This window comes from Streptomyces sp. NPDC088400 (assembly GCF_044753355.1).
GTDB lineage: Bacteria > Actinomycetota > Actinomycetes > Streptomycetales > Streptomycetaceae > Streptomyces.
This window is the reverse complement of sequence record NZ_JBIVMZ010000002.1, coordinates 308,035-334,080: the sequence shown is the minus strand read 5'-3', so window position 1 is coordinate 334,080 and position 26,046 is coordinate 308,035. Positions and strand designations below refer to the sequence as shown.

At 70.9% G+C, this 26,046-nt stretch carries 19 protein-coding genes; 3 read left to right on the top strand and 16 right to left on the bottom strand.

Annotation, left to right across the window (positions count from 1 at the left end; all coding sequences use genetic code 11):
- Positions 1-202 precede the first annotated feature (202 nt).
- Complete coding sequence (locus tag ACIQD6_RS06415) at positions 203-2,101, top strand: hypothetical protein (protein ID WP_401878786.1); 1,899 nt, start codon at positions 203-205, stop codon at positions 2,099-2,101.
- On the opposite strand, the gene ACIQD6_RS06410 is transcribed toward ACIQD6_RS06415, so the two are convergent.
- On the bottom strand, positions 2,094-4,289 hold the full coding sequence (locus ACIQD6_RS06410) for a tetratricopeptide repeat protein (RefSeq protein ID WP_401878783.1): 2,196 nt from the start codon (positions 4,287-4,289) through the stop codon (positions 2,094-2,096). The genes ACIQD6_RS06415 and ACIQD6_RS06410 overlap by 8 nt on opposite strands.
- Before the next feature lie 365 nt (positions 4,290-4,654).
- Here ACIQD6_RS06410 and ACIQD6_RS06405 point away from each other — a divergent pair, with 365 nt between their 5' ends.
- Positions 4,655-5,626 (top strand): helix-turn-helix transcriptional regulator, encoded by a 972-nt coding sequence (locus ACIQD6_RS06405; protein WP_401878782.1) that lies wholly within the window; start codon positions 4,655-4,657, stop codon positions 5,624-5,626.
- A 347-nt stretch (positions 5,627-5,973) separates the two neighbouring features.
- On the top strand, positions 5,974-7,377 hold the full coding sequence (locus ACIQD6_RS06400) for a D-alanyl-D-alanine carboxypeptidase family protein (protein ID WP_401878779.1): 1,404 nt from the start codon (positions 5,974-5,976) through the stop codon (positions 7,375-7,377).
- 41 nt (positions 7,378-7,418) lie between these two features.
- Here ACIQD6_RS06400 and ACIQD6_RS06395 read toward each other — a convergent pair whose 3' ends face one another.
- The 15 genes from ACIQD6_RS06395 to ACIQD6_RS06325 all read right to left on the bottom strand — a co-directional run bounded on the left by ACIQD6_RS06395 (position 7,419) and on the right by ACIQD6_RS06325 (position 25,818).
- Positions 7,419-8,207 (bottom strand): pentapeptide repeat-containing protein, encoded by a 789-nt coding sequence (locus ACIQD6_RS06395; RefSeq protein ID WP_401879547.1) that lies wholly within the window; start codon positions 8,205-8,207, stop codon positions 7,419-7,421.
- Between the two features lie 357 nt (positions 8,208-8,564).
- A complete protein-coding gene (locus ACIQD6_RS06390; protein ID WP_401878777.1) occupies positions 8,565-11,228 on the bottom strand; it encodes an ATP-binding protein in 2,664 nt (887 codons plus the stop codon).
- A gap of 178 nt (positions 11,229-11,406) precedes the next feature.
- Positions 11,407-12,897 carry a M14 family zinc carboxypeptidase gene (locus ACIQD6_RS06385; RefSeq protein WP_401879545.1) on the bottom strand — a complete coding sequence of 497 codons (1,491 nt, stop codon included), beginning with the start codon at positions 12,895-12,897 and terminating at the stop codon, positions 11,407-11,409.
- A 510-nt stretch (positions 12,898-13,407) separates the two neighbouring features.
- Positions 13,408-14,376 (bottom strand): polysaccharide lyase family 1 protein, encoded by a 969-nt coding sequence (locus tag ACIQD6_RS06380; protein WP_401878776.1) that lies wholly within the window; start codon positions 14,374-14,376, stop codon positions 13,408-13,410.
- A gap of 311 nt (positions 14,377-14,687) precedes the next feature.
- A complete protein-coding gene (locus ACIQD6_RS06375; protein WP_401878773.1) occupies positions 14,688-16,373 on the bottom strand; it encodes an alpha/beta fold hydrolase in 1,686 nt (561 codons plus the stop codon).
- Positions 16,374-16,472: 99 nt separating this feature from the next.
- On the bottom strand, positions 16,473-17,042 hold the full coding sequence (locus ACIQD6_RS06370; protein ID WP_401878771.1) for a TetR/AcrR family transcriptional regulator: 570 nt from the start codon (positions 17,040-17,042) through the stop codon (positions 16,473-16,475).
- A gap of 118 nt (positions 17,043-17,160) precedes the next feature.
- Positions 17,161-17,940, bottom strand: coding sequence for a hypothetical protein (locus tag ACIQD6_RS06365; protein WP_401878769.1), 780 nt, complete (start codon positions 17,938-17,940; stop codon positions 17,161-17,163).
- Positions 17,937-18,737: a hypothetical protein gene (locus tag ACIQD6_RS06360; RefSeq protein ID WP_401878766.1), complete on the bottom strand. Its 801-nt coding sequence runs from the start codon at positions 18,735-18,737 to the stop codon at positions 17,937-17,939. Before ACIQD6_RS06360 ends, ACIQD6_RS06365 begins: the two co-directional genes overlap by 4 nt.
- 147 nt (positions 18,738-18,884) lie before the next feature.
- Positions 18,885-19,829 carry a helix-turn-helix domain-containing protein gene (locus tag ACIQD6_RS06355; protein WP_401878763.1) on the bottom strand — a complete coding sequence of 315 codons (945 nt, stop codon included), beginning with the start codon at positions 19,827-19,829 and terminating at the stop codon, positions 18,885-18,887.
- 113 nt (positions 19,830-19,942) lie between these two features.
- Complete coding sequence (locus ACIQD6_RS06350; RefSeq protein ID WP_401878761.1) at positions 19,943-20,410, bottom strand: cupin domain-containing protein; 468 nt, start codon at positions 20,408-20,410, stop codon at positions 19,943-19,945.
- Complete coding sequence (locus ACIQD6_RS06345) at positions 20,407-20,865, bottom strand: nitroreductase family deazaflavin-dependent oxidoreductase (RefSeq protein ID WP_401878758.1); 459 nt, start codon at positions 20,863-20,865, stop codon at positions 20,407-20,409. The genes ACIQD6_RS06350 and ACIQD6_RS06345 overlap by 4 nt, the downstream gene beginning before the upstream one ends.
- 188 nt (positions 20,866-21,053) lie before the next feature.
- Positions 21,054-21,941, bottom strand: coding sequence for a sugar phosphate isomerase/epimerase family protein (locus ACIQD6_RS06340; RefSeq protein WP_401878756.1), 888 nt, complete (start codon positions 21,939-21,941; stop codon positions 21,054-21,056).
- A gap of 85 nt (positions 21,942-22,026) precedes the next feature.
- The gene (locus ACIQD6_RS06335; RefSeq protein WP_401878754.1) at positions 22,027-23,025 is read right to left on the bottom strand and encodes a sugar phosphate isomerase/epimerase family protein; all 999 of its coding nucleotides are present in this window, start codon (positions 23,023-23,025) and stop codon (positions 22,027-22,029) included.
- 97 nt (positions 23,026-23,122) lie between these two features.
- Entirely contained in the window at positions 23,123-24,319 is a 1,197-nt protein-coding gene (locus tag ACIQD6_RS06330) for a Gfo/Idh/MocA family protein (RefSeq protein WP_401878751.1), read from the bottom strand.
- A 56-nt stretch (positions 24,320-24,375) separates the two neighbouring features.
- Entirely contained in the window at positions 24,376-25,818 is a 1,443-nt protein-coding gene (locus tag ACIQD6_RS06325) for a sugar porter family MFS transporter (RefSeq protein WP_401878748.1), read from the bottom strand.
- Positions 25,819-26,046 lie beyond the last annotated feature (228 nt).

The window sequence follows — 26,046 nt, the reverse complement described above, 5'->3', positions numbered from 1 at the left end:
ACCCCATCGGGCATAGACTCGCGCGTTTGCACGCTGCGCTCACCTCGCGGCACGAAGAGTGACGCCCTTGTGCGACCGGGAGCCTCGCGCCCGGGCCTACCGCCCCCGCACTCCGGAGCAGAGGACTTTGGTTATCGTGGCCGGTCACGGATGAGGCCAGCGAGGGCAATGAGGACGTTGCGGTGAAGCGGGGGGACACGCGGTGAGTGAGGGGCCGACCGGCTGGATCCGGGTGCCGGTGGGGGCGGACTCGGCACGCTGGGCGACGCGGGGACGGTGCCGACTGGTGCTGTTCGTCGTGCACAACGTGACCTCGGCCACCCGACTGCTGGACGTCCTGCCGCTGTTCCGTGACGACCTGCGGGTGCAGCTGCTCGCGACCTGCACCGGATCTTCGCCGTTCCAGGCGGGGGTGGCCGAGTTGCTGGCGGAGACGGGCGTACCGGTCCTGCCGTGGGAGCAGGCGGTCGACCTCCCGGTGGAGCTGGCCATCTCGGCGAGTTTCGGCGGCCAACTTCACCGAATAAATGGCAAGTTGACCGTTCTCTCTCATGGCGTTGGTTACAATAAGAGGCTGGCAACACCGGACACCGGACACCGGACACCGGACACCGGACACCGGACACCGGACACCGGACACCCTTCGCCCGATCCCGATCCCGATCCCGATCCCGATCCCGTTGCCGCTCCGCCCGTCTTCGGTATGTCTCCGGAGTGGCTGCTCTCGGACGGCACCCCCGTCGCGGACTCGATGGTCCTCTCCCACCCCGAACAGCTGGAGCGGCTGCGCGCCGCGTGCCCGGAGGCGGCCTCGACCGCCGTCCTCGCCGGCGATCCCTGCTTCGACCGCATGCTGGCAGCCCTGCCGTACCGCGAACGCTTCCGCCGGGCCCTCGATGTACGGTCAGGACAGCGGCTCGTCCTGCTCAATTCGACCTGGAACCCCGACTCCCTCTTCGGGGACAGCGGCGGTGACGACCTCCTGCCGTCACTGCTGCCGCGACTGACCGCCGAACTGCCCGCGGACGAGTACCGGCCCGTGGCCGTGTTGCACCCCAATATCTGGAACGGTCACGGCCCCGGGCAGATCCGCGCCTGGACGGACCGGGCGCGGCGGGGCGGGCTGACGCTGGTGGATCCGCTGGAGGGGTGGCGCCAGGCGCTCATCGCGGCCGACGTGGTCATCGGGGATGCCGGCTCCGTCAGCTACTACGCGGCCGCACTCGGCACGCCCGTGCTGCTGGGAGCGGGATCCGCCGACGGCCTCGACGCGCGGTCGCCGGTGGCCGCGTTCGTACGGCAGGCTCCCCGGCTCTCGCCGTCCGCACCGCTGCGGGCCCAGTTGGACGCTCTGTTGAAGTCGGGACCAGCAGCAGGAGCGGAGCCGGGACCGCCGGCTAAACCGGGGCCGTCGACTGAACCGGGACCCGCGTCAGGTCCGGCGGAGTTGGTCTCGTCCGTTCCGGGAGAGGCCGCGACACTGTTGCGCCGCCACTTCTACCAGCTCATCGGCGCCCCCGAGCCCCCGGAACCCGCCTTGCTGGACCCGCTGCCGCTGTCCCCGTACGAATGGGTGGAACGGACGGCTCCGATACGTGTGGTGACCAGGCTGCTGGGAACAGGCGAGATCGGGGTGAGCCGCTACGCGGACCCCCGGTCGGAACCAGCTGGAGACGGGGGCGGGGACGGGGACGCGCATACGGCCGTGCACGAGGACACCCTCGATCCGGGCAGGCTCGGCCTGGCCGATGTGATCTTCCGGTACGGCATCGCGGACGACGTCCGGTTCGGCACGCCGGAGCAGTGGTCGGCGGAGGTGCTGGCGCGCCATCCGCAGTGTGCCCTGGCGTCGTACGTCACCGACGGCGGCAGCTGCACCGTACGCACTCGGGACGGCTCGCTGCTACGTCTCGTCGGCGGCCCCTCGGCCGCCGACCCCGCCGCCTACGCCTCCGCCCTGCACGCCTGGCTGGCGGCGGGCAAGGCGCTGGAGGAACTGACGGCGGGCGGAATGACCGTACGGACCGGCGACAGTTCGCACCGCGTGTCGGTCACCCTGGTCACTCCGGCGCGTTCCGCTGGGAAGACAGGACCTAGCTGAGGCAGCGCTCGCGCAGGGCTCGCAGATGGGCGAGGTGGTAGGCGGCGTTCTCCTTGTCGAGCGGGACCATCGCCTCCTCGATCAGCGGCAGCGCGCCCGTCGTGTCTCCCTCGGCGAGATGTGTCTCGGCAAGGTCCGTGAGCGTACGCGCGGTGTTGTACGCGTCGCCCGTACGGAAGAACTCCAGCGCGGTGCCCAGTCGTTGACGGGCCTCGGTGAACCGGCCGAGGTCGCGAAGCGCCCGGCCGCTGTGCCGTTCCAACAGGGCACGGGCCCGGGGCAGATCACGCTCGCCCTCGTCCCCCGGGCGGATCCCGTCGAGAAGGGAGCCGGCTTCGCCGAAGCAGGCGTATGCCTCCTCGTAGCGCCACTGTCGCAGCCGCAGCAGGCCCAGGGACTCGACGGCCGAGGCGTGTCCGCGCAGATGCCGGGACGCTGCCTCGGCCTCGGCGGCGGCGGCCAGTTGGCGCTCGGCCTCCTCGTACTGGCGCAGCTCGATCAGATCCAGCGCCAGCAGTGAGTGCATCCGCCCCGCCATACGGGACCGGGGGTGCCGAGCCTCGGCCACGCGCACGCCTGCCCGGAGGGCGGGAAGGAGTTCGTCGTGACGGCCCGCCTTGAGCTGGAGCGGCCAGAAGGCCTGGCACAGTTGGTACACCGCGTCCGGATCGCCCAACTCCTCGGCTGCGTAAACGGCTTGGATCAGATTGCCCAGCTCGGACCCCAGCGCGGTCAGTGCCTCGCCCTCGTCACCGTAGGGGTCGGGGCTCTCCGCCAACTCTTCGTAGACCGGGCCGATCCCCCAGCCCTGTGGCAGAGCGGCGAGCCGCGCGCGCACGGCGAAGCGCAGATACCACTCGACGGTGCGGGTCAGAGTCGCGGCGCAAGCCGCGATGCGGTCCTCACGGCTCGCGGCCTCCTCGGCATGGGCACGGACCGCCGGGCGGTAGCGGTAGCGGTCGGTGTCCGTCCGCTCCAGCAGCTGCCGGTCGGCGAGTACACCGAGGGACAGGACGGCCTCGGCCTCCGGTATGCCGACGGCGTGCGCGACAACCGCCGCGTCGAACGCGGGCCACTCGCGCAGTGACATCAGCCGGTAGACCCTGGCGACGCCGGGCTCCAGCGCCCGGTACGCGCTGTCGACGGCGGTACGGACGGGGTCGCTCTCGGACACGACGGCCGTCTCCTCCCACTGCGGTTCTACGGAGCCGGCCGGCCCGGAGAGGCCTCCCGGCCCCGGCGGTCCGGAGAGGCCTGTCGTCCCCGGCAGCAGGTGCGGTTCCGACAGCTGTGGTGCCACTGCCCGCAGGGCGTACGGCGAACCAGCGCACCGCTCCAGCACGCGCGGCAGCACAGCGCGGGCCGCGGCCAGTGTCTCCTTCTCCGTGAGGTCGGTGAGCAGCCGGCGCGAGTCCTTGTCGGACAGGGGCCCTACGGGGACCTTCCAAGCGTCCAGGCCGGGCAACGGACGGCGGGCGACCACCACGGTGAACACCCCGGGCGCGGAGGTCAGCAGCGGCAGGACCTGCGCGGCCGAGTGGGCGTGGTCGAGCACGACGAGAAGGCGCCGGTCGGCGACACAGCGCCGGAAGGCCTCACGTCGCTCCGCCGTGCTCTGCGGTATCTCGGCCTGCCTCATTCCCAGCTGGACGAGCAGGCTCCGCAGCACGACGGCGGTGTCCACAGCGGTCCCCACCGAGGCGCCGCGCAGGTCCGCGTACAGCTGCCCCTCCGGGAAGAGGCCCGCTTTCTGGTTCCCCCACTGAATGGCGAGGGCGCTGGTGCCGATGCCCTCGGGGCCATGGATCAGTGCGACCCTGGGCCGCCCGTCCGCCTTGCGCGTGGCCTCCCGTTCCAGGAGCTTCATCGGTCCCTGACGGTCCGTGAAGAACCGTACGGAGACGGGCAATCGGGGTACGGCCTCGGCTGTCGCGAGGCCGGGAGCCGTACGGGCGAACGCGGTCCAGGCACGGGCGAGCGCCGGATCGGTCCGCACCGCCTCGTGGATCAACTGCGCGACGGCCTCCAGATCGGCCGGCCCGGCGGGCGCGGCCACCTCCTGCCCCACGATGCGGCGCACCAGGCCGCCGGCCGACTCCCAGGCCCATTTCCCGGCCTCATTGCCCATTCCCGCACCCACGGCGCCCAGCACCGCGCCGATCGCTCCCAGCGAAATGGGATCCAGCATGCCCCGCTCCCCCGCTCCCCGGTCTGTGACGAGGCATCGGCAGAGGCCGCGCCACGTTTCGGGCTCCACCGTATTCCGGATCTTGGCGAGAGGGGAACGGTTGGCGTCTACTCGCAACGCCTTTCGTTGAGAACGGTGTTCGGGGAACGGCCGACCGCCCGGTCGTGTGCGTGGCCCCGGGGGTCTGGCGCCAGGGACACGCCCGGCGGACACACCCCGAACGACGGCAACGGAGGAGGGCCGTCACGGCGCCGCTCGCGAGGCGTCCGGGCACCGCCCGCGAGCGGGGCCCCCGGGCAGCGCCCACGAGGCGAGGTACCCGGCGGTATCAGGCGGTCGCCGCCGTACCCACTGATACTGACTGCATGACCCGACACGGAGAGCTGGGCACGGCCCTGCATCGCTGGCGTGACCGGATCGCACCGGCCGAGGCCGGGCTGCCCGTGGGCGAGCCCCGCCCGGAAACCGGTCTGCGGTACGAGGAACTGGCCCAGCTGACCGGCCTGTCCGTGGACTATCTCGTCCGGCTGGAGGAGGGGCGGGCGACCTCGCCTTCCGTACAGGTCCTGGCCTCGCTGTCGCACGCCCTGCGGCTGTCCGACGACGAGCGCCGGCATCTCTTTCTGCTCGCCGGACAGTCCCCGCCCGCCCTGGCACGGGTCTCGGACCGCGTGCCGCCCAGCGTCCGGCGGCTGCTCGGCCGGATGCCGGGGACCCCGGTCGGGGTCTACGACGCCACCTGGAACCTGCTCACCTGGAATCCGCTGTGGGCGGCGCTCGTCGGGGACCCGTCCGAGGTCTCCGGGCGCGGCCGGAACGCGGCCTGGCAGCACTTCACGGGCGCGCCCAGCCGGATCACCCACACCGTCGAGCAGGAGGCGCGGTTCGAGGCGGCCCTGGTCGCCGATCTCCGGGCCGCCACGGTCCACTACCCCACCGATGTACGGCTGCGCTTCCTCATCGGGGAGCTGCGGCGCGTCAGCGGCCGGTTCTCGGCGCTGTGGAACTCCCGTATCACCGGTTTCCACGACACCGGCGTCAAGACCGTGCACCACCCCGACGTCGGCCCGTTGACGGTGGACTGCGACACCCTCACCGTGCCGGGCTGCGACCTCCGTATCGCCGCCTACTCCGCCGCGCCCGGTACCGCGGCCGCCGACAAGCTCCGGCTGCTCGACACGCTCGGCACCGGGACCGTCCGGGAGCCGGCCCTGTCGGTACGAGAAGCGGACCGGGGGCCGGAACGGGGGGCGGAACGGGGGGCGGAACGGGAAGCCGGGGAGCCCCACGGCCCGGACAACGCCACGGACCCGGCCGCCGCTCCCGCCGACCGATGAGTGCCGTCGGCCGACGGCTCTTCGGCCTCACCTCCCGCTGGGGCGGTCATCACCCGATCGGGTGCCCCGCAGACGTCGTCAACACGCACAGCGCTCCGGTGAAGCCGGAGGGCGGCCCGCAGTCAACGGCTCAAGGCGTGGACGTCACCCGTTTGCGCTATCGCGTGCGTTACCCGTGACGGGGTGTGGGCCGAGCGGCCTCCGCCGTCAGGACGCGTGCTCGCGGGGGTATCCGCGCCACTCCGAGCGCGGGGAGCGGCCCGCCGGGTACCCGGGTCCGGGCGCGGATACGTCCGGTCGGCTCACGCGGCGGTGCGCGGTCCCCCGTCCGTTCCTACCGTGGCTGAATGACCAACAGATCCGTGCCGTACTCCGCCTTCTCCGTGACGGCGTCCGTGACGGCGATGTTCGCCGTCGGCCTGCTGGTCCTTCCCCCGGTGACCGCACCGGCCACCGCCGCTGCCCGGACGGATCCGCCCGGCCGGACCGCGAGCGTCCCCGGTTCCCGGCCGTCCACCGCCTCTTCCTCCGCTTCCTCCGCCCCCGCCCCCAGCGGCTCGGCAACCCGTGGACCGGGCGCCGGATCGGGTGCCGGAGCGGGCGCCGGAGGCCGTGGAGCAGCCCCTGAAGGGCTCCCCGACGGCACGCTGCTGTACCGGTCGGGGACGCAGGTACGGCTCACGCGCGGAGCCCCCCGGCCGCCGAGCGACGTTTCCGCGCTGTCCTGGCTGGTCGCCGACGCCCGTACAGGTGAGGTTCTGGCCGCCCACAACGCGCACCGCAAGCTGCCGCCCGCCAGCACCCTCAAAACGCTCTTCGCCGTGACCGCGCTCCCTCATCTGCCCGAACACGCCCGGCACACGGTCAAGGAGTCCGAGCTGGAGGACATCGGGCCGGGCAGCAGTCTGGTGGGGATCAACGCGGGCGAGTCGTACGAAGTGGCGGATCTGTGGCGGGGCGTGTTCCTCAGCTCGGGCAACGACGCGGTGCGCGCGCTCGCCGAGATGAACGGCGGCTGGGACGCGACGGTCGCTCAGATGCAGGAGAAGGCGAAGCTGCTGGGAGCGCTCGACACCCATGTCGTCTCCCCGGACGGCTACGACGCGGAGGGACAGGTGTCCTCGGCGTACGACCTGGCGGTCTTCGGCCGTACGGGCCTGGCCTCGCCCGCGTTCGTACGGTACAGCTCGACCGTTGACGCGCAGTTCCCGGGCTACGGGGGCACCTTCGGCATCGTGAACACCAACCGGCTGCTGAGCGGCGAGGACGGGGTCGAGCCGTATCCGGGACTGATCGGCGTCAAGAACGGCTACACCTCGGATGCCGGCTACACCCTCGTCGCGGCGGCCCGGCGCGGCCACCGCACCCTCGTGGTGACGGTGATGAACCCGCAGTGGGGCTCGGGTCACCAGGTGTACGAGGATGCCAGATCGCTGCTGGACTGGGGCTTCGACATCAAGGGGCGGGCCAGGCCGGTGGGCTCGCTCCAGCCGCCCGCGCCGCCGGTCCCACCCCTTCCGCCGAGTCCCACGGCCACGGCGGGGCCCGCCGGGCCCGGTGCGATCGCGAAGGCGGTACGAACCGCTCCCGCCACGGCCGCGGAACGGTCCGCTCGGGCCGACGACGACGGACCGGGATCCGGTTTTCTGCTGCCGGTGGCCTTCACCGGCTCGGCGTGTCTCGCCGTGGTCGCGCTGTTGCTCGTACGGCGCAGGGCCCGGCGGCGCCGACAGGGTGAGTGGTGGGAGTAAGGAAGCTCCCTCGGGAGGGGGTGACCGGGGCCTGTCGGGCGCTACCAGTGGGCGGGGCGGGCCAGCGACAGCGGCAGTGTGGTGGCGGAGTCGCCCTTCGCCGCGTTGGCCTGGGACTGCGTGAGGAAAATACTCCCGGTCAGATCGGCGCCCCGCAGATCGGTGTCCCTGAAGTCCGCGCCGATCAGATCGGCCAGCCTCAGATCCGCGCCCCGCAGGTCCGCGGCGATCAGATACGCCCCGCGCAGATCAGCACCTCTCAGGTCTGCGCCCTTGAGCTTCGCGCCGAAGAGGTCGGCTCCCCTGCGGTTCTTCTTCCTGCCCCGGACCTGGGCCCGCACCAGTTCGCTCGTACGCAGCAGGAGGGGATTGACGGCCGCTCGTCGCGCCGCCACATCCAGCTCCAGCAAGGCGTCGGAATCGGTGGTCCGGGTGAGGCGTTCGATCTCGTCCAGCGCGCCGCGGATCTCGCCGTGGACCGGCCGGGCCGGCTCCAGTGTCAGGGCCTCGTTCAGGTACCAGAGCAGTTCCTGGAGCTGCCGCATGACCGGCAGTACGGCGAACATCCGCTCCGCCGTCCCCGGGGCTCGCCGCCAGTCCTCTCCCCCGAAGGTGACCTGCGAGATCTTCTGGCCCGCGCCGAAACAGTCGTAGACCGTGCAGCCCTGGAAGCCCTGCTGCCTGAGGCGCTGGTGAATACCGCAGCGGAAGTCCGTCCGCAGGTGGCGGCAGGGTTCCCCGGCGTCCTTGTCGACCGGGAAGTCGGCCGAGGCCGCGAAGGTCAGGGCTACGCAGCACAGCCCGAAGCAGTTCTCGCAGTCGGCCCGCAGGTCGGGACGGTCGGGGCGGGCGGTGCCTGTGCCTGTGCCTGTATCGGTGCCTGTGCCTGTATCGGTGCCTGCTCCTGCTCCTGCGGTGTCGCCTGCTCCTGTGGTGGTGCTCTGTCCCTCGCCGGGCGGTTGGCGGAACGTGTCTGCCGGGGTGGTCGGGACGTACTTCTCGGACAAGGCGTCCGGTCTCCTGTCGCGGGGTGAGAGCGAGGGGCCGAGGGGTTGCTGGGGCTGGCGGGCTGGCGGGCTCGGTGGAGCGTACCTTTCGGCAGTCGTCCGCCCCCGCCGGGGCCGAATCCGTCGGCCGTCGGCGGTCAGGACCCGCCTGGGCTCGGGCGTGTCCGACGACCCGGTCGGTCAGCGCGGCGCGTGGCGGGATTCCAGCGCCGCACGGGCCCGCGCGGCCAGTCCGTCGGCGCCACAGCGCTCGGCCAGTTCGAGTCCGCAGGCCAGTTCGGCGGGGAACCCGGCCGCTATGCCGTACTCGACACGGGCGACGGCCAGTTCGTACGCGCAGGGCGACGCTTCGAGATGAGCCACCGCCTGGGCCAGCAGCTCGACCCGCGCCGGGCCTTCCTTCAGGGACGCCGCGCAGCACAGCGCGACGCCGATCGCGGTGTGCGTACCGAAGCGTTCGGCGCGGTCGCGGGCGTAGGAGGCGAGTTGGGTGGCGCGGACCGGGTCCTCGTCGGCGAGCGCCCGCGCGAGGTCGCACGCCCAGGGCGCCATGACGACGCTGTGCCGTCCGCGGGCCGTCAACGCCTTTCCCACCGCGTCCAGTTCGCCGATGGCTTCCTTCTTGCGGCCGAGGGCGAGCAGCAGTCGGCCGTGCACGGACGGCGCGTCGGGGATGACGATCGAGGAGGAGTACGGCGTGGTGAAGGCGTAGCGTTCGGCCGCCTTCCGTGCCTCGTCCACATGGCCGCGCGCGAGCAGTGTGTCGATGAGCATGCACGCCGCGTCCCAGTGCATCGGGAGTCCGTTGCCGACCCGGTCGGCGAGGCGCAGGCTCTCGCGCAGATACATCTCGGCATCGGTGAGACGGCCGCGCCTGCGGTGGACGTAGCCGACGAGGGCGTGGGCGAAGGCAAGGTGGCCGCCGCTCCAGCCGGAGATCTCGAAGGCGCGCAGGGCCTCCGAGAACAGGCTTTCCGCGCGGTCGAGCCGGTCGGCGAAGGCATAGGACAGCCCGAGCAGCGCGGCGGGTTCGAAGCCCCACGCGGTGTCGGTCCAGCCCACTCCTGGTGGCAATCCGCCGTCCAGCAGGGCCCGTTCGCCGATCTGCACGATCTCCTCGGCGCTCTCGCCCCGGGCCGTGGCGTCGAAGGCGCGCAGCATCAGCAGCACCCGTTCGGTGCTGTCGCGTCCGGTGAGGCCGTCCGCCATCGCGGTGAGACGGGCGGAGCGCTCGGGTCCGTCGTCCTCGACGGCCTGCACCCCTTCCCACAGGAAATGCGCGGCCTGGAGCCGCATCCTGGCGGGGCAGTCGTCCGTGCGGGCGGCTTCGGCGGCCACCACATGAGCGGCGTCCCCGACCTGACCGTTGTGTGTCAGGGCCTGCGCCAGCCGGAACACCACGTCCACTCTCGACGCGTCGTCGAGCCGCCCGGTGTCGAGCGCCGCGCGGAGATGGCCGACCGTGGTGACCGGGGAGGTGAGCAGGGTGGCACAGCCCAGTTCGTACAGGACTTTGGCCCGGACCGTCTCCAACGGCGGTTCTTCCAGGGCACGTTCGAGGCAGCGGCGAGCGGCGTCCGGGGCTCCCACGGCGAGATGCTCGGCGGCTGCTTCGCGTAGCTGCCCGACCAGTTCGGCGTCGCCGTCCGGGTGCACTTCGAGGAGATGCGGCGCCGCTGCCGCCGCTCCCCGGCCACTGCGGGAGACCGCCCAGGCGGCGAGGCCGTGCATCGCGGTGCGGACGCCCGCGGGGATCGCGCGGTAGACGGCGCCGGCGATGAGCGGATGGACGAACTCCATCGGGTCCACGCCCACGAGGATGCGCGCGGCCCGTAGCCGTTCGGCGCATTCGGCGGCCTCTTCGTAACTCATGCCCGCCAACTGGATGGCCAGGTCGAGCGAGATGTCCGTGCCGAGGATCGCCGCTGCCCAGGCGAACCGGGTGGTGGCCGTGCCCAGTTCCTCCAGCCTCTTGATCAGGCCCTTGCCGCGTGCCGAGGCTCCGAGGGCACGCAGTTCACCGGCGGATTCCTCAACAGGGGCGATTTCGCTGTCCCGTACCTTGGCGAGCAGTTCGACGGTCTCGTACGCGTTGCCACCGGTCACCGCCCACACTTCGCGGCAGAACGGGCCGTCCGCGTGCTCACCGAGCGCGGCACGCGCGAGGTCGGCCGTGGCATCGGGGGTCAACTCGCGCAGGCTGACGAGGAGTTTGGCTGCCGCCCCGAGCGTATGAAGGTGTCGCACAGTCGCGCCTATGGCTTCCTCGGTGCGGTAGGCGATGACGACGAGGACGGGCTGCGCGCCGGGCGGGCGCTGGGCGAAGGACGCGAGCCAGGAGAGGGTCTCCAGGTCGGCCCACTGTGCGTCGTCCACGATGAGGACGAGTGGGCCATGAACCTCGGCGAGCCGTACGACCAGGGTGTCGAGGCCGTCCTTGACGCCCTGCGGGTCGGCGTGCTGCTCACCGGGCGGTGCTATACCGAGCGCGGGGCCGACGATCTCGTACTGGTCACCGAGCAGTTCCCGCGCGTCCATGGCCGCGCCGTCCGGCCCGCTCACCGCCAGGGCCGGCTGGAACAGGTGCCGTACGACATGGAAGGGGACGGAAGTGACGGTCTCGCCGCCCCGGGCGGACCACACCGCGCAGCGTCCCGTCGCGAGCCGACGCACCTCGGACAGCAGCGCCGTCTTGCCGACTCCGGCGGCGCCCCGGTAGACGAGGATGCCACCGGAGGGCGTCGCTCGGCACAACGCTTCCACCGCGTGCGCCGCCGTGGCGAGTTCGGGTTCGCGCTCCAGCAGCGGGAGGGCGACCTCGTGCTCCGGCCGGTACACCGGCATCCCTCCCCTTCTCGAACATCCTCGAACATCGCGGCAGGTGAGCCGTGCTCAGGTCACGCGGTCGAGCGTAGCCGTGGAGCGCCCCGAGCGGACCTGAATCGACACGAATTCGGCCGTTCGACCGCGCCCGGTCGAACAGTGCCCCTGAGCCGACGAGCGTGCTCGGGGTGCGGGTGGATCATGCCCGTACGGCCCTCGGCTCACTGAACCGGGCGGCCAGCTCGGAGGCGGCCAGCACAACCCTGAACTGGTGCTCCACCTGGTCATGGACCGGGATCCAGCGGGCGCGGCAACCGGCCTCGAACACCTCGCAGCGTTGAGTGAGGAAGCGGTCCAGTGTGACGCGTACGTCGTGCACGCCCGCGTCCACGCCCACGTCCACGTCCGCGCGGCCTCCACCAGCCGGTCCGCACCCGGCATCGAGCATCTGGTCCATCAGCCCGGCGGTACGGACGACGAGCCGCTGCGCGGCGATCCGGAGCGCCATGATCCGCGCCCGGTTCAGTGGCAGGTCTCCGGCCTCCAGACCGCCGGCCTCGCCGAGCGGACCTTCCGGAGCCCATTCGTCCGCGAGTCCGGGGCAGACGGCGAGGTACTCCTGGACCGGCGCGAGCAGCGACGCCGCGGTGGCGGACAGCCCCGGTCGTACGCGCTCCAGCAGCCCGTCGAGCAGCCGCGCGTCCTGACGGAGCGTACGGCTGATGGTCTCCAGCGCGCCGTGCGGATCGGGGTGGGGCGAGGTGTCCCCCACCTCTGCCACGCCCCACATCGGCGCCTCGATGACGGCGGTGACGGTGCCGTACGCATGCGGATGGAACCAGGTGGAGGCGGCGGTGGCCGCCGGCAGCGAGAGGAACTGGTCGGCCTCCTGAGCCCGTGGCATGTCGTAGACACCTGGCCCGGGGCTCGGCCAGAAGAAGGCGTCGTACGGCCCCCGTTCCACCGGGATCCGGTGGTCCGCCGCGGACCGGGCGAGCCGGTCGGCGAGGCCGGGCAGACCCCGGGTCAGCTGAACGAAGCTGCCACCGACGTCCACGCCGTGCAGTGAGCACTGAAGGTACGGGCGTAACTCGTCCTGGAGGTCGAGCAGGGCGCGGGTCTCGGGCATGGGCTCCGCGCCGGGGTCCGTGGGCAGCCACTCGGGCTGCCTGGCGAAACCGGGTCGGAAGAAATGCCGGTAGTGGTGGGCGAAGGTCATCGGGCCGTTGATCCAGCGCTCGTTGCGCCGGGCTCCGTCGGGATCGAGGCAGAGGACGAAGTGCCAGGTGGTGTCGGCGAACCGGTTCACGTCCCTGGCCGGATACTTGGTCGTGTGCCCCTTCACGTGACTGTCCGCGCGACCGTTCACGCGGCCGTCCGCGTGGTTGTTCGCGTGGCCGTTCGCGTGGTTGTTCGCGCGGGTAGAGGTGGGCGTGTCCGTGTCCACGGACCCGTCGCCGTCCGCCGATTGGCCCGGCCGGCCCGGTCGTCCGCCTCGCGCCATGGACCGCGCCACGTATCGCGCCAGCCTCAACACGGTGACACCACCAACCGGTTCGTTGGCATGCGGCCCGGCGACCACAAGCACGTGCCGACTCCCACGCCCGACGGACAGCAGCCGGATCGGCTCTCCGGCCTTCGAGGATCCGATGCGCCGCAGGACGGCCCGGTCGGGGTGCGACGCGGCCAACGCCGCCGCGCAAGAGGTCAGTTCGTCAACGGTGAGATAGCGGCCCGGCACAGCGACCCGATCAAAAAGCGGTCGGATTGGCGCGACCGGTGGATCCTCTCCTGCCCCACCGCCTGATCACGATCGTGCCCGGATGGAGATGCGTTGCGCTGTCGCTCCTGGCCGTTCTGCTTCCGCCCATGAACCGCTCCTTCGCCCTCACGGTGCCCACCCCGTTGCGCGGATGCGCTGATAGTCCGTCACATAAAGGGATAACGTCAACACCGCAAGTGACGTCTGTCGCATATGGCTTATTCCAACGGCAGTTGACAGTCGCATCGCACCGGTGAGAGTCCAGATCAATGGAGATCAACGATCTGACCGCACGGCTCACGGACACGTCCGACAAGCCGAGTCGAGAACAGTCTCCTCCAACGAGGCTCCGGCCGGGGGTTGTTCGGCCCCCCGCCCGGCCCCGCGCGCCCCTGACGCGGCTCGGCGCGCACTTCCGCGGCTCGGCCTGTCCGCGGCTCAGATCTTGCCGGCCCCCGCCCCCGACGTCACCGAGGCGACGACACTCGACGCGGGCTCGGCCGTGTAGCTGTACGGCGGCTTGGTGAAGCTGCCCGGCTGCGAGATCTCGGTGGCGGCTCCTCCGAGATCGTTGCCGCGCAGCACCGCGTAACCGTCCACGTCACTGCTGCGGTTGGTGGTCACGGCGATCTTGGTGTCACGGAATACGTTGTTCTCGACCAGCATCTGCGCGCCCATCCGGGAGTGGCAGGCGGTGTCGGCGCCCTGAACGTAGTTGTCGTAGAAGTGGCCGGTGCCGAAGCGCAGACTGGGGATGCGCGAGTAGACGTTGCTGAACTGGTTGTGGTGGTACGTCACCCGCAAGTGCCCCGTGTCCTCGGTGGGGTTGTTGTCGCTGTGGCCGACGAGCGAACCCTTGAAGTGGTCCTTGAAGGTGTTCCAGGACACCGTGACGGAGTCGGACGCGTGCGTGATGTCCAGCAGCCCGTCGTAGAAGTCCTTGTCGTGAGTGCGGTCCGCCGAGAAGGAGTTGTGGTCGATCCACACCTTCGTGGACTTCTGGACGGTGATGCCGTCGGCGGGGGCGACGGGCTTGCTGATGTTGAGATTGCGGACGATCACATTGGTCGATTCCTTGATCCGCAGTCCGCCGCCGGTGAACCCGGACCCCGAACCCACGCCCAGCACCGTGGTGTTGGATCCGATGTCGACCTGACCGGTGAGCGAGATCAGCCCGGAGACGCGGACGACCTTCGCCGTGTCGCTCGCGACGGCCGAGGTGAACGCGGCGAGTGTGCTGACCGTGACGGGCGAAGCGCTGCCACCTCCGGTCGTGCCCGCGCCGAAGCCGATGGGGGTGGTCTCGGCGGCGGCAGCGGACTGCTGTGGCAGGGCGCCGACGGCGAGGACTGCGGCGGTGGAGGCGAGCAGGGCCGTCAGGCGGCGCCGGCTGAGGGTGGCAGACATGGGGGTGTCCCTTCGACGGGGCGAGCGGGGTTCCTCTGCGAGCGTTCACTTGTCTGTTGCCGTCGACGGCCGAAAGGTTGCCGGTCCCGGCCGCGGGTTGTCCAGCTGCAAGTACCGGCCACCGGTTGTCCCACTGCAAGTCCCGGCCGCCGGTTGTCCCACTGCAAGTCCCGGCCGCCGGTTGTCCCACTGCCGGTCCCGGGCCATCGGTTGTCCAACTGCCAGTCCCGGCTGCCCTTTGTCCCGGCCGCCGGTTGTCGTGACAGACCGCGGCAGCCGGTCACAGTGGCCGGGTCCCCCATGCCCCGGAGTTATCCGCCCATCGAAGCGGAGACGGCGCCGAGTTGGCGCGCGACCTCGGCGGGATGAGTCAGCTGGGGGTAGTGCCCGGCCCCGGCGATCTCTGCCACCGGGTGGTCGACGGCCGCGACCAGCGGGTCGTCCGAGCCCACGATGATCTGGACCGGGACACTCACCCGGTCCAGCAGCGCCCGCGCCTGCTTGCGCTCGGCGACGTCCGCGCGCATGGCCGTGACCACCCGGCGCGCGACTCCGCCACGGTGCAGATCGGCCGCGGCGCTCTCCACCTCCGCCCCCTCGGGGACGCCGAGCGTCCGGGCCAGATCGGCGGCGGACATGCGGCGCATCATCGCCGCGGCCAGACCCGAGCGGGCGAGCCGCGAGGGACCGCCCTGAAGAAACGCCGGGGAGATGAGGACGAGCTTGCTGATGCGGTCCGGATGATCGACAGCGAAACGCAGCGCGGGTCCGCAGGACCAGGAGTGTGCGACCAGCGCGGGACGGGTCCGTACCGGGCTCATCAGGTCGGCCAGCCACTCCTCCACCGGCCGGGTGGTGGCGGCCGAGCGCCCCAGGCCCGGCAGGTCGGGGGCCAGGACCGGGTCGGCAAGGCGGGCGGCGAGGGGCGCCCAGAGGTCGGCGTTCATCGGCAGTCCGTGCAGCAGGACGTGGGCGGGGCGGTGCCGCTCTCCGGTCACCCAGGTGCGGCTGCCCGCCACGGCGCGGAAGCCGTACGGGTTCAGCCAGGGCGACGCGGAACCGAAGCGGGCGGCCACCAGGTCGTCGGCCCACGCGCGCAGGGCGTCGGCGGCCGGAGGCATCTCCAGGCCGGCGCTCGCGGCGAAGGCGTGGGCGGAGGCTGTGGGGTAGCGGTCGGCCGACAGGAACGACAGCGTCTCGGGATCGGCGCCGGTCAACTTGCGCGGCAGGCGCCGCAGCAGGTCGGCGGAAACGGTCCGGCGAGGTGCCCGTACGCCCATGTGGTCGGCGATCGTACCGATCAGCTCGGGCAGGAGTGGAGTGCTGTCGTCGAGCACCCAGTAGTGCTCGCCCGCGGGCGATGCGGGGGCCTCCGCCAGAAACCGTACGAAGTAGTCGATCGTGGTGATCGGCAGGAAGGTGTCGTGGCCGCCGGGCAGCGCGGAAAGCCGCCCGTTCCACAGGTCCTTGACGAGAGCCGCCAGGCCGACGTACTGGCCCGGCCCGATCACGGTGCTGGGGTTGGCGATGGTCAGCGGGACCCGCAGCTCGCGAGCCCGGGCGCGCACCGCGCGATCGGCCTCGAACTTCGAGGCCTCGTACGCTCCCAGCACGGCGTAGTCGGGCTGACCGTCGGCCGCGCTCACCCGGTACCCGCTGATGTGCACCAGCCGCCGGAGTCCGGGCAGCGCGGCGGCCCATTCGAGTACGTTGAGCGCCCCGGTGACGTTGGTCGCCCGCGCTTCCTCCACACCGAGGCCGAAGGCGTAGCGGCCGGCGGTGTTGTAGACGTCGCGCACCTCGGGCAGTCCCGACAGCGGTCGCGTGATGTCTGCCGCGACGATTTCCAGCCCGCCGGTGTCAACGCCCTGGGAGATCAGCCAGGGGGTGAGGGTGTCGTTGCGTACGGCTGCCGCCACGCGCTGCCCCCGGGTGAGCAACTCGGCGACGAGGGAGCGGCCGATGAAACCGGTCGCTCCGAAGACGATCGCGTCCATGAAACTCCTCAATAGATCGGTCTACATATTTCTGGGCCCTAAAAAGGCCCGCCGGTCGGGGGACCTTCGCACCCGCCGGTCGCGGCGGGCCGTGTCAGCTCAACAGGGCGCCGAGCTCAACAGGGCGCCGACCTGGCGGGCGACGCGCTCCAGCGGTTCCCTGCTGCGGTGCGCCCGTGCCAGCAGGAGCGCCCCCTCCACCAGGGCCAGGATCGTGACGGCGAGATCGTCGGCGTCCGGACGGCCCGTCAGTTGTGCGCGCAGGGCCTCCTCCCACGCCGTGTAGACCTCCGAACACGCCTCCTGCAGGGGGTCGCTGGTGGCGGCCGTCTCCAGTGCCACGGTGGCCACCGGGCATCCCTTGCGCCAGCCGGACTCCTCCAGCCGGTCGCCCAGGTGCCGCAGCACCCCCTCGACGAACTCCGGTACCGACAGGCCTGCTTCGGCCAGGCCGCCCAGGGAATCGCCGATCGCCTGTCCGGCCCGTCGGACGGACTCGCCGACCAACTGGTCCTTGCCGCCGGGGAAGTGAAAGTAGAGCGAACCGCGGGGTGCGCCACTGACCGCGATCACCTGGTTGAGCCCGGTGCCGAAGTATCCCCCGGTCTCGACCAACTCCTGTGTCGCGTCCAGCAGTCGGTCCCGGGTCTCGGCGCCCTTCTGTCCCATGACACCAAAGTAGACCGATCTACATATTCGTTCAACCGGGCCATGGCGGAACGGGCGTACGGCGGCCGGGAGTTGTTCGGCGCGACCAACAAAAGAGCGCTTTGTCTCGATAGGGGTGTCAGCCCACGTCAGCGGTGACCGACGTCAGCAGGGAGACGAGCCTGTCGCGGACGCCGTCCTTGCCCTCCGCCCGGCTCGGCACCAGCCGTTCCTTGTCGTCCGGGTCCCGGGAGAGGAGGTGCAGCCTCCCGTCGTGACGGGCGAGGACCAAGTCGGTGCTGGCGCCGGCGGTCTCGGCCGATCCTCGCGCGGTGTAGTGCGTGACGGTGACCAGCGCGGAACGCTCCGAAGCGGCGAGCACGGCATCGGCGTCCGTCGCCGGATCGGGGTGCGCCGCCTCGCCCCGGGGTAGCCAGTCGGTGAGCATCCTGACGGCTTCGTCGAGCTTGTACAGGCCGATCTGGTGGATGCCGAGCGCGTCGATGCGGACCATCAGGCAGATCCGCTCGGGCTGAGGGAGCACCAGGATCCGCCACGGCTCGCCCGGCTCCGTCCCGGTCGTACGGGCATCGAGCACCCTGCGGGCCCGCTGCTGGAACGCCACCGCGATGCCCAGGTCTCCCCGTACCTGGACCTGCTCGGCCGTGGAGCCCGCCACGAGCAGTTGGCGGGCCGCCAGCGAGCGGACGGCCTCGGCGAGGACGTCGTCCGGCGGCCGGGCCTCCAGGAAGTCCACGATCGCGTCCACGGCGGTGAGTTCGGCGATGGTGTACGCACCGAGCAGCACCGGTCCGGTGTTCACGAGATTCACCACGGCCGAGACGAGCCCTTCGGGCACGACCGCCTCGCCGGGTTCCGACGGCTTCGGCGAAGGAACGTCGCGTCGATCGTCGCTCATGGTGACCCTTCCGTCCGTCGCGTCCCCCACACGGGCGGCCGACGGCTCTGCTCGCGGAGAACCGCGCCGGCGGCGCGTGACGGTGTCTCGGTGACCCACACCTCGGAGTTGCCGAACAGCCCCCGTCCGGCCCTGCCGGAAATCGCCTGGCCCAGCTCACCTGCCAGGTCCTCCCGATTCGGGGGCGGGAAGCGGGCCGCCAAGTCCTGGGACACCGCGGTGACGTCGTCGTCCTCGTCGATCCGGCGCAGCGCCAGGGTCAGCGCCCGCGCGACCGGAGGCGTGAGGGACGTGGGCAGGGCCAGGTTCGGCGACAGGTACATCGGGCGCCGTTCGGTCATCCGTGACAGGCCCCAGGGGCCGACATTGCTGCGGGTGACCCGGTACACCACGTAGTCCATGAGGTGCCGGACATCGCTCAGGCTGGGCAGCTTGTTCTTGCCGAACGCGGCCGGGGTCTTCTCCAGTTGCACCCAGGTGCCCTGCGCCGTGCGCCCGTGCAGCTTCTCCCGCACCACATTTCCGCGCATCCCGATATCGGGATAGAGCGTTTTGTCGATGTCGTGGTGGTGGCTGGACACACGTGGATGACTGACCTTGGCGAACCGCCAGTCCTCGTACAGCCGCGGATCGTCCACCAGCACGTGGCCGCCGCACAGCACGTCGTGCAACTGCGGCACCTGGAGTCCGTTCCGCTCAAGATCGGCGATGATGACCGCTTCCTCGGGGCTGAGGCGTTCGGCTGCCGCGATCAGCCCCTTCCGGTACGCCCCGGCCCGCGCGGTGATCCCGATCATGAGCCGGATCCTGCGGCGCACCTCGTCGGCCCGCCCGTCGCGCGCGGCTCCACGGGCCGCCCCGCCGGGTCGTCCCGCATGCGCCTTGGACGCAAATGGGCGCTTATGGTCCATCTGCCCAGTACAGCACGGCGGGCAGCCGGACGCTCATCGTGCTGACGCCGGCCCGAGCACCCGTCGCGCTGCGGCGCCCTGGCTTCGGCCGGGCGCCGCGGCCCCCGGCCGAGGGCAGGCGGCACGCAGAGCGTTCACCTTCTCCGCGTCGGTGGTCTCGGCCTCGGCCGTGTACGTGACGATCCTGAGGTCGGTTCCGGCGGCCACCAGGATGTCGAGATCGAGGACTATGTCGCCCACCAGCGGATGCTCGACGGTCTTGCGGTCACCGACATGGGAGCGGGCGGTGCCGTTGGACCACAGGCGGGCGAAGCGTGGGTTGTCGCGCCGCATGTGGTCGACGAACGCGTCGAGTCGTACGTCATGGGGATGGGCGGCGGCCGTCACACGCAGGTCCGCGACGAGGTCCTCCTCCTCCACTTCGTCGCCCGCCCACGACCGGACGGGCCAGGCCGCGATCGGTTCCCGCGATCGTCCGCCGCCCGCCCGGAACATCCCGGCGACGAGGCTGAACTCGTCCCAGCCGTACGTACGGGGATCACCGACCACGGCGGACCACATCTCGTTCCAGCCGATGATGGTCCAGTCGGCTGCGAAGACCGCGGTGGGGTTGTCTCCCGCCCGGCTCACCAGTCGGTGCACCCTCGCGGGCATCTGCCGGGACACGTTTCCGGTGGAGGGCGGTGCGAGACGGGCGCAACGAAACAGATGGTCACACTCGGAGGGGTCGAGGCGCAGCGCCCTGGCCAGGGCGGCGACCACCTGGGCCGAGGGGTGCCGGGCGCGGCCCTGTTCCAGCCGAACCACGTAGTCGACCGACAGCCCGGCCAGCCGGGCCAGTTCCTCTCGGCGCAGTCCGGGGATGCGCCGGTCCTGGTCCTCCGGCAGCCCGCTGTCCCGCGGTGACACGCGCTCGCGCCAGCCCCGCAGAGCGATGCCGAAGTGGTTCGTCGTGTCCATGCGGTTCGTCGTGGCCATGCGGATCATCGTTGACATGCGGACCATCGTCGTCCAGATGCCGTGGACACATGGTGTTTCCACTGCTGCACAACGGACTCTTTACTCGTCCGCGGCACCTGGCCGGACGCGTATCAGCGCGGTGGCCCGACGACGATCTGGCCGTACTTGTCGGCGGCTTCGGCCATGAGGTCCCGCGAGATCTCGAAGCCTTCGGGGCGCGGGGTGGCCAGGTCACGTCCGGCGTGCCGAAACATGCCCTCGATGCCGCCGGGGGTGCAGATCATCAGCAGGTCGGCGGTGTCGGAGGTGATCCGGTAGCCGTGGGGAACGTTCCGGGGGAGGAAGACGATGCCGCCCTCCGACAGTTCCATCTCCTCGTCGTCGCACCACAGCAGCGCACTGCCCTTGATCAGCATGAAGACCTCGTCCTCACGGGTGTGCGTGTGGTAGGGAGGCGCCTCGCCCTTGCTGACGGAGAACCGTCCGACAGTCAGCTGTCCGCCGGTGGCCGCGCTGTCCAGGAGTACGGCGAGCTCACCGCCGTCGAGCCATTCGAGCCTCTGTTGCTGCTCGGCCTGTGCGAGGTAGGCCATGGTCATACCGGTGTCCGTTCTGTGCCATCGGCGGACTCGGCACCTTCGCCGAGGGGGATGAGCGCGATCACGGGGATGACCCGCTCGGTCTTGCTCTGATAGTCGGCGAAGCCGGGATAGCGGCGAGCCTGCTCGGCGAACGCCGTGTCGCGCTCCGCGCCCCGCAGTTCGACGGCGCGCACATCGATGATCGCGTCGCCCACCTCGATGCGTACCTCGGGATGCGCGAGCAGGTTGTGGTACCAGTCCGGGTTACGGTCGGATCCGGCCTTGGAGGCGAAGACGAGGAAGCGGTCCTTGTCGGCCAGGTACATCGTCGGATTGACGCGGGGCTTGCCCGAGCGTGCGCCGACGGTGTGCAGGAGGAGCAGGGGCGCCCCGCTGAAACCACCACCGACCTGTCCCTGGTTGGCACGGAACTCGTCGATGATGCGTGCGTTCAAGTCCGGTTTGTCAGTCATGACTGTCTCCGGTTCGGGGTGTGCCGTGCCTTTGACGCTGCGGAGCCCGGCCGTGGTTCGCTTGTTCGATCATCCTCTGGCGATACGCCGACCGCCAGTCGCGAGGGTAGGAACGGCAGTACCACTCCCCCGTACTCCCGTTCCCCCGCACTCCCGTCACGGCTTTCGCGGTCCGTCCCCGACCGGGGTCAGCGGCCGGCCCTGAGCGCCCCGGCACCGAAGTGCTTGTCGATCAGGGCGGTGGTCTTCTCGCGCTGGCGGACGCTGATCTCCTCGGCGTGCTCCTCCCAGCCGAACACGCATGAGGAGATCACTCCGCCGAAGCCGACGGACGCGAGTGCTGCGAAAACCTCGTCGAAGTCGACCTCGCCACGGCCGAGTTCGGCGTGCTGGTGCACACGCGCGGGCGAGCCGGGCGGGTTGACGATGTAGCGCAGCCCGTTCGAGGCGGTGTGGTCGAGGGTGTCGGCGAGGTGTACGTAGGTGACCTTCTCGGCCGCTGCGGTGATGATGCCGGTCGCGTCGTTGCCCTGGTGGAAGGTGTGCGGGGTGCAGTAGAGGAACGAGATCCAGTCCCGGTTGAGCCCACGCACCAGGTTCACCGCCGCGTGACCGTCCTCGATGAAGTCGTCCGGGTGCGGTTCGAGTGCCAGCTTGATGCCTTCCCGTTCGAATACGGGGATCAGCTCGTCCATCGAGCGCAGGAACTGGCTCTCCGCGAACTCGGCGGCCTCGGGGCGGCCGTTGAACTCGGAGGTCATGGTGTCGATGCCGAGGTCGACGGTGATCTGGACGGCCCGCTTCCACGCGCGCACCGCGGCCTGCCGCTCTTCCTCTCCGGGGCCGGACCAGCGCAGCACCGGCAGCACCGAGGCGATGCCGACCCCGGCGTCGGCGGCGCGCTTGCGCAGGTGGGCCACCGTGGCGTCGTCGGCACGCGGGTGGCCGAAGAAGGGAATGAAATCGGCCTTGGGCGAGAGCTCCATCCAGGAATAGCCCATGCGCGCCACCACGTCGGGCAGTTCGAGGACCGAATGCGTCGAGTAGAACATCTGCGGATCGAGGGCAAGCTTCACTGCTGTCTCCGTCGAGAAGGTGGTGTGCGAGTACGGCCGTGGCCCCGTCCCCGGTCGGCGGGAACGCGGCCACGGGCGGGGTGGGTCAGAGTGCCGCCGCCGCGCTGTGCAGAGTCTTGGCGGCCAGGGTGAGCCCCTCGGTCTGGGAGTAGGCGGCGTCCTCGTGTTCGATGTTCACGGCCATGTCCGGGTCGATCTCGGCGAGGGCGCGCAGGAATTCGGTCCAGTAGGCGGCGTCGTTTCCGAGCCCTACGGCGACGAACTTCCAGGCCGGGTTCTCCGGCCAGCCGTTGCACCAGAACCCGTAACCGGTGGGTACCTTGCCGGGTGCGTCGGCGGGCACCCGGGTGAACGAGGTGTCCAGTACACCGCGGATGTCGGCACCGGGGCAGAGCGTCGCGTCCTTCGCCGCGGCGTGGAACACCAGCGGGCCCAGCCACTTGATGGAGGCGACGACATCCATCCCTTGCCACATCAGGTGCGAAGGGTCCATCTCCGCACCGATGTTCGTCGTGCCGGCCTCATCGACGAGCCGCTTCAAGGTGACCGGGGAGAACACCACATTGTGCGGGTGCATCTCGATGGCGACCCGTACGTCGTTCTCCCTGGCCAGTGCGTCGATCTCCTTCCAGAAGGCGACGGCCACGCCCCACTGGTAGTCCAGTACGTCCATGTAGACGCCGTCCCACGGATTCACCACCCATGACGGGTACTTCGCGTCGGGGTCGGAGCCGGGCGTGCCGGACATGGTCACGACGTGCTTCACCCCGAGCAGACCCGCGAGCCGGATGGTGCGGCGCAGGTCGTCGGCGTGCTTCGGCCCGACGCCCGGGAGCGGGTTGAGCGGATTGCCGTTGCAGTTGAGCCCGGTCAGTTCCATGCCGCGGTCGGCGAAGGCCGCCAGGTACTCGTCACGCGCGGTGGCCGAGGACAGCAGCAGGTCGACGGGACAGTGCGGGGCGGGGATGAAGCCGCCGGTGTTGATCTCCACGGAGGTCAGGCCGTTGGCCTTCAGGATGTCGAGGGCCTCGGTGAGTGTGCGGTCGTGCAGGCAGGCGGTGTAGGCGCCGAGCTTCAATGCCATTGCTTGTCCCTTACTTGCGTGTCCCTGGGGATGCGGGTGGTCAGGCGACTGACGTGGATACGGGGGGCGGTCGGACGGCAGACGTGGATACGGGTGGTCAGGCCGCGGGCGGAACCTCGACGGCCGCGCCACCGGTGCGGGAGGACTCCACGACGGCCTGGACGATCTCCATGGTCCGCAGCGCGTCGGCGAACGTGGCGCAGGCCGGCAGCGGCTCGGCGACGCCCGCGACCTGGTCGAGGAAGGCCCGTGCCTGGAAGGTGAACATCTCGGCGTTGCCGCCGCCCACGCCGGGCGCCTCCATCGGGTAGCCGCCCGCGAAGTACGGCATCTGCGGACCGGCGATGATCTGCCGCGCGCCCCGGGTACGGGACTCGGGCTGCGCGTCGTCGAAGACGTACTCGGCCGGCCGGTGCTGGTCGAACGCGGCCCGGCCACCGAGCCCCAGGACGTCGAAGGCGAGCCCGTTGGGCAGACCGAAAGCGGCGCGCGACACCGAGAACGTGCCCACCAGGCCCGAAGCGAAGCGAGCGGTGAAGGACGCGGTGTCCTCGTTCTCGACCTCGCCGAACTCGTCGGAGACGGGAGCGGCGCCGTGCCCGACGACCGCGCCCAGCGGCAGGGGCCGCCTGGCGATCTGCGTCGACAGCGAGGCACCGGAGACCGCGACGATGGGGCCGGCGACGTACTCGGCGGCGTCGATCACATGCGTACCGACGTCCCCGAGCGCACCGGAGCCGGGGCCGCCCTTGAACCGCCAGCTCAGCGGCCCGTTGGGGTCGGTCGCGTAGTCGCACCAGTAGCGGCCGCTGAACAGGGAGAGGTCGCCCAGCTCACCGTTGCGGACGTGATCGCGGATCGCGGCGATGGCGGGGGAACGACGGAAGGTGTACCCGACGGCGGTCACGACCTCGGCGCCGCGCTCCAACTCGACCATCGCGCCGGCGTCCTCGATCGAGCCGGCCAGCGGCTTCTCGCACAGCACGTGCTTGCCCGCGGCGACCAGCGCCTCCGCTATCGGGCGGTGCAGCGCGTTGCCGACGACGATGCTGACGGCGTCGATCGTCGGGTCCTCGGCGACGGCCTCCCAGCTCGGGAGTGCCTTCTCGTATCCGTAGCGGCGGGCGGCGTCCTCGCCGAGCTCGACGTTCGCGTCGGCGATCGCGGCCAGCCGCACCGGCGGCAGGTCGGCGCCGAAGACCGTGTTGACGTTGCGGTAACCGGCGGCGTGGGTACGGCCGGCCATACCCGCCCCGATCACCGCTACGGAGATGGGCTTCTTGGACGTGGGCATGCGGATGCCTTTCAAAGGAATCGGAGGACTCGGGGGAAGGGGAGGAAAAGACGGGATCAGGCGGCGTACTGCCGACGGAAGTGGGCCTCAAGGGCCTCCATCGAGCGGCCCTTGGTCTCCGGAACGGTGCGGAGGTAGAAGGCGATCGTGGCCGCGTTGACGGCGGCGAAGATCAGGAACGTGGCCCCGCCGATCGCGGAGATCAGGGGCGGGAACACCAGAGTGACCACGAAGTTGGCCGTCCAGGTGCCGAAGACGGCCATCCCCATCGCGAAACCGCGCAGGCGGAGCGGGAAGATCTCCGAGAGCATCAGCCAGAACACGGTCGCGACGCAGCCCTGCATGAACAGCAGGAACGTCAGCATCGACGCGAGCACGAGATAGCTCCGGGCGGTCGACTCGGGCAGGACCAGGAAGCAGAAGGCGATCAGCACCAGCGAGACGGTGACGCCGACCTGCCCGGTCAGCAGCATCGGGCGCCGGCCGAACCGGCCGAGCAGCCACATGCCGGTCGACACCGCGAGTACGGCGACGACACCGTTGGCGATGGTGGCGGTGAGCGCGGCCTGGGTGCCCAGTCCGGTGTCCAGCAGGATCGTCGGCGCGAAGTACATGATCGAGTTGACGCCGGTGAGCTGCGTCAGCACGGCCAGCGCGAACCCGAAGGTCACAAGGCGCAGTACCCACGGCGTACGCAACTCCCGCCAACTCGCCCGCTGCTCGTGGGCGTCGGCGGTGACGCGGCTCTTGATCTCGGCGAACTCCGCGTCGGCGACGTGGGCGTCGCGGATCCGGCCCAGGACGCGGGCGGCCTCGTCGAACCGGCCGCGGGAGGCCAGCCAGCGGGGCGACTCGGGTACGAACAGCATCCCGAACCACAGCAGTACGGCCGGGACCGTGGCGATCGCGAGCATCCAGCGCCATACGCCGTGCTCCCCCACGGTGTTGGCCATGATCGCGTTCGAGGTGTAGGCGAGCATCTGGCCGGTCACGATCATCAGCTCGTTCTGCGTCACGAGGCGGCCGCGGTGCTCGGCGGGCGCCAGCTCGGCGATGAACACCGGCACCGTCGCGGACGCGCCGCCCACCGCGAGCCCGAGCAGCGTACGGAACAGCACCATCACCGTGAGACCGGGCGCGAGCGCGGTGCCCAGCGCGCCGACGAAGAACAGCACGGCGAGCCCGAGGATGGTCCGTTTGCGCCCGTAGCGGTCGGAGAGGCGCCCGCCGAACAGGGCCCCGAACGCCGCTCCGAGCACGAGGGACGATGCGACGATCCCCTCGGTCAGCGGGCTGAGCCCGAGCCCGCCCTCCTCGGGCGAACGGGCCATGAAGGGAAGCGCACCGGAAATGACTCCGGTGTCGTAGCCGAAGAGGAGTCCGCCGAAGGTGGCGATGACGGTGATGGTCCGCAGCCGCCGGTACACCCCCGGGGAGGCGTGGTCCGTGTCGGCGCTGCTGGGTGCGGGGGCCTGAGGAGTGTCGTCCCTGACGTCCATGGCCGCCGCCTAGCCGTTGATGTGTGGTCGTCGGGCTCCGACGGGACTGCCGTCGGCCAACTGCTCCGACGTGCTGCCGGAGACGGGCGACAGGCCGCCACGGCGGAGGGTGCGGCTGCGGGTACGGAGCGGAGGTGGCGTCGTTGCCATGTCACGTCCTCGGATGGGAAGGAAGGGGAATTGTGCGCCGGTTTGTCGTGGAGACGGGTCGGCGCGGAGACGGGTCGG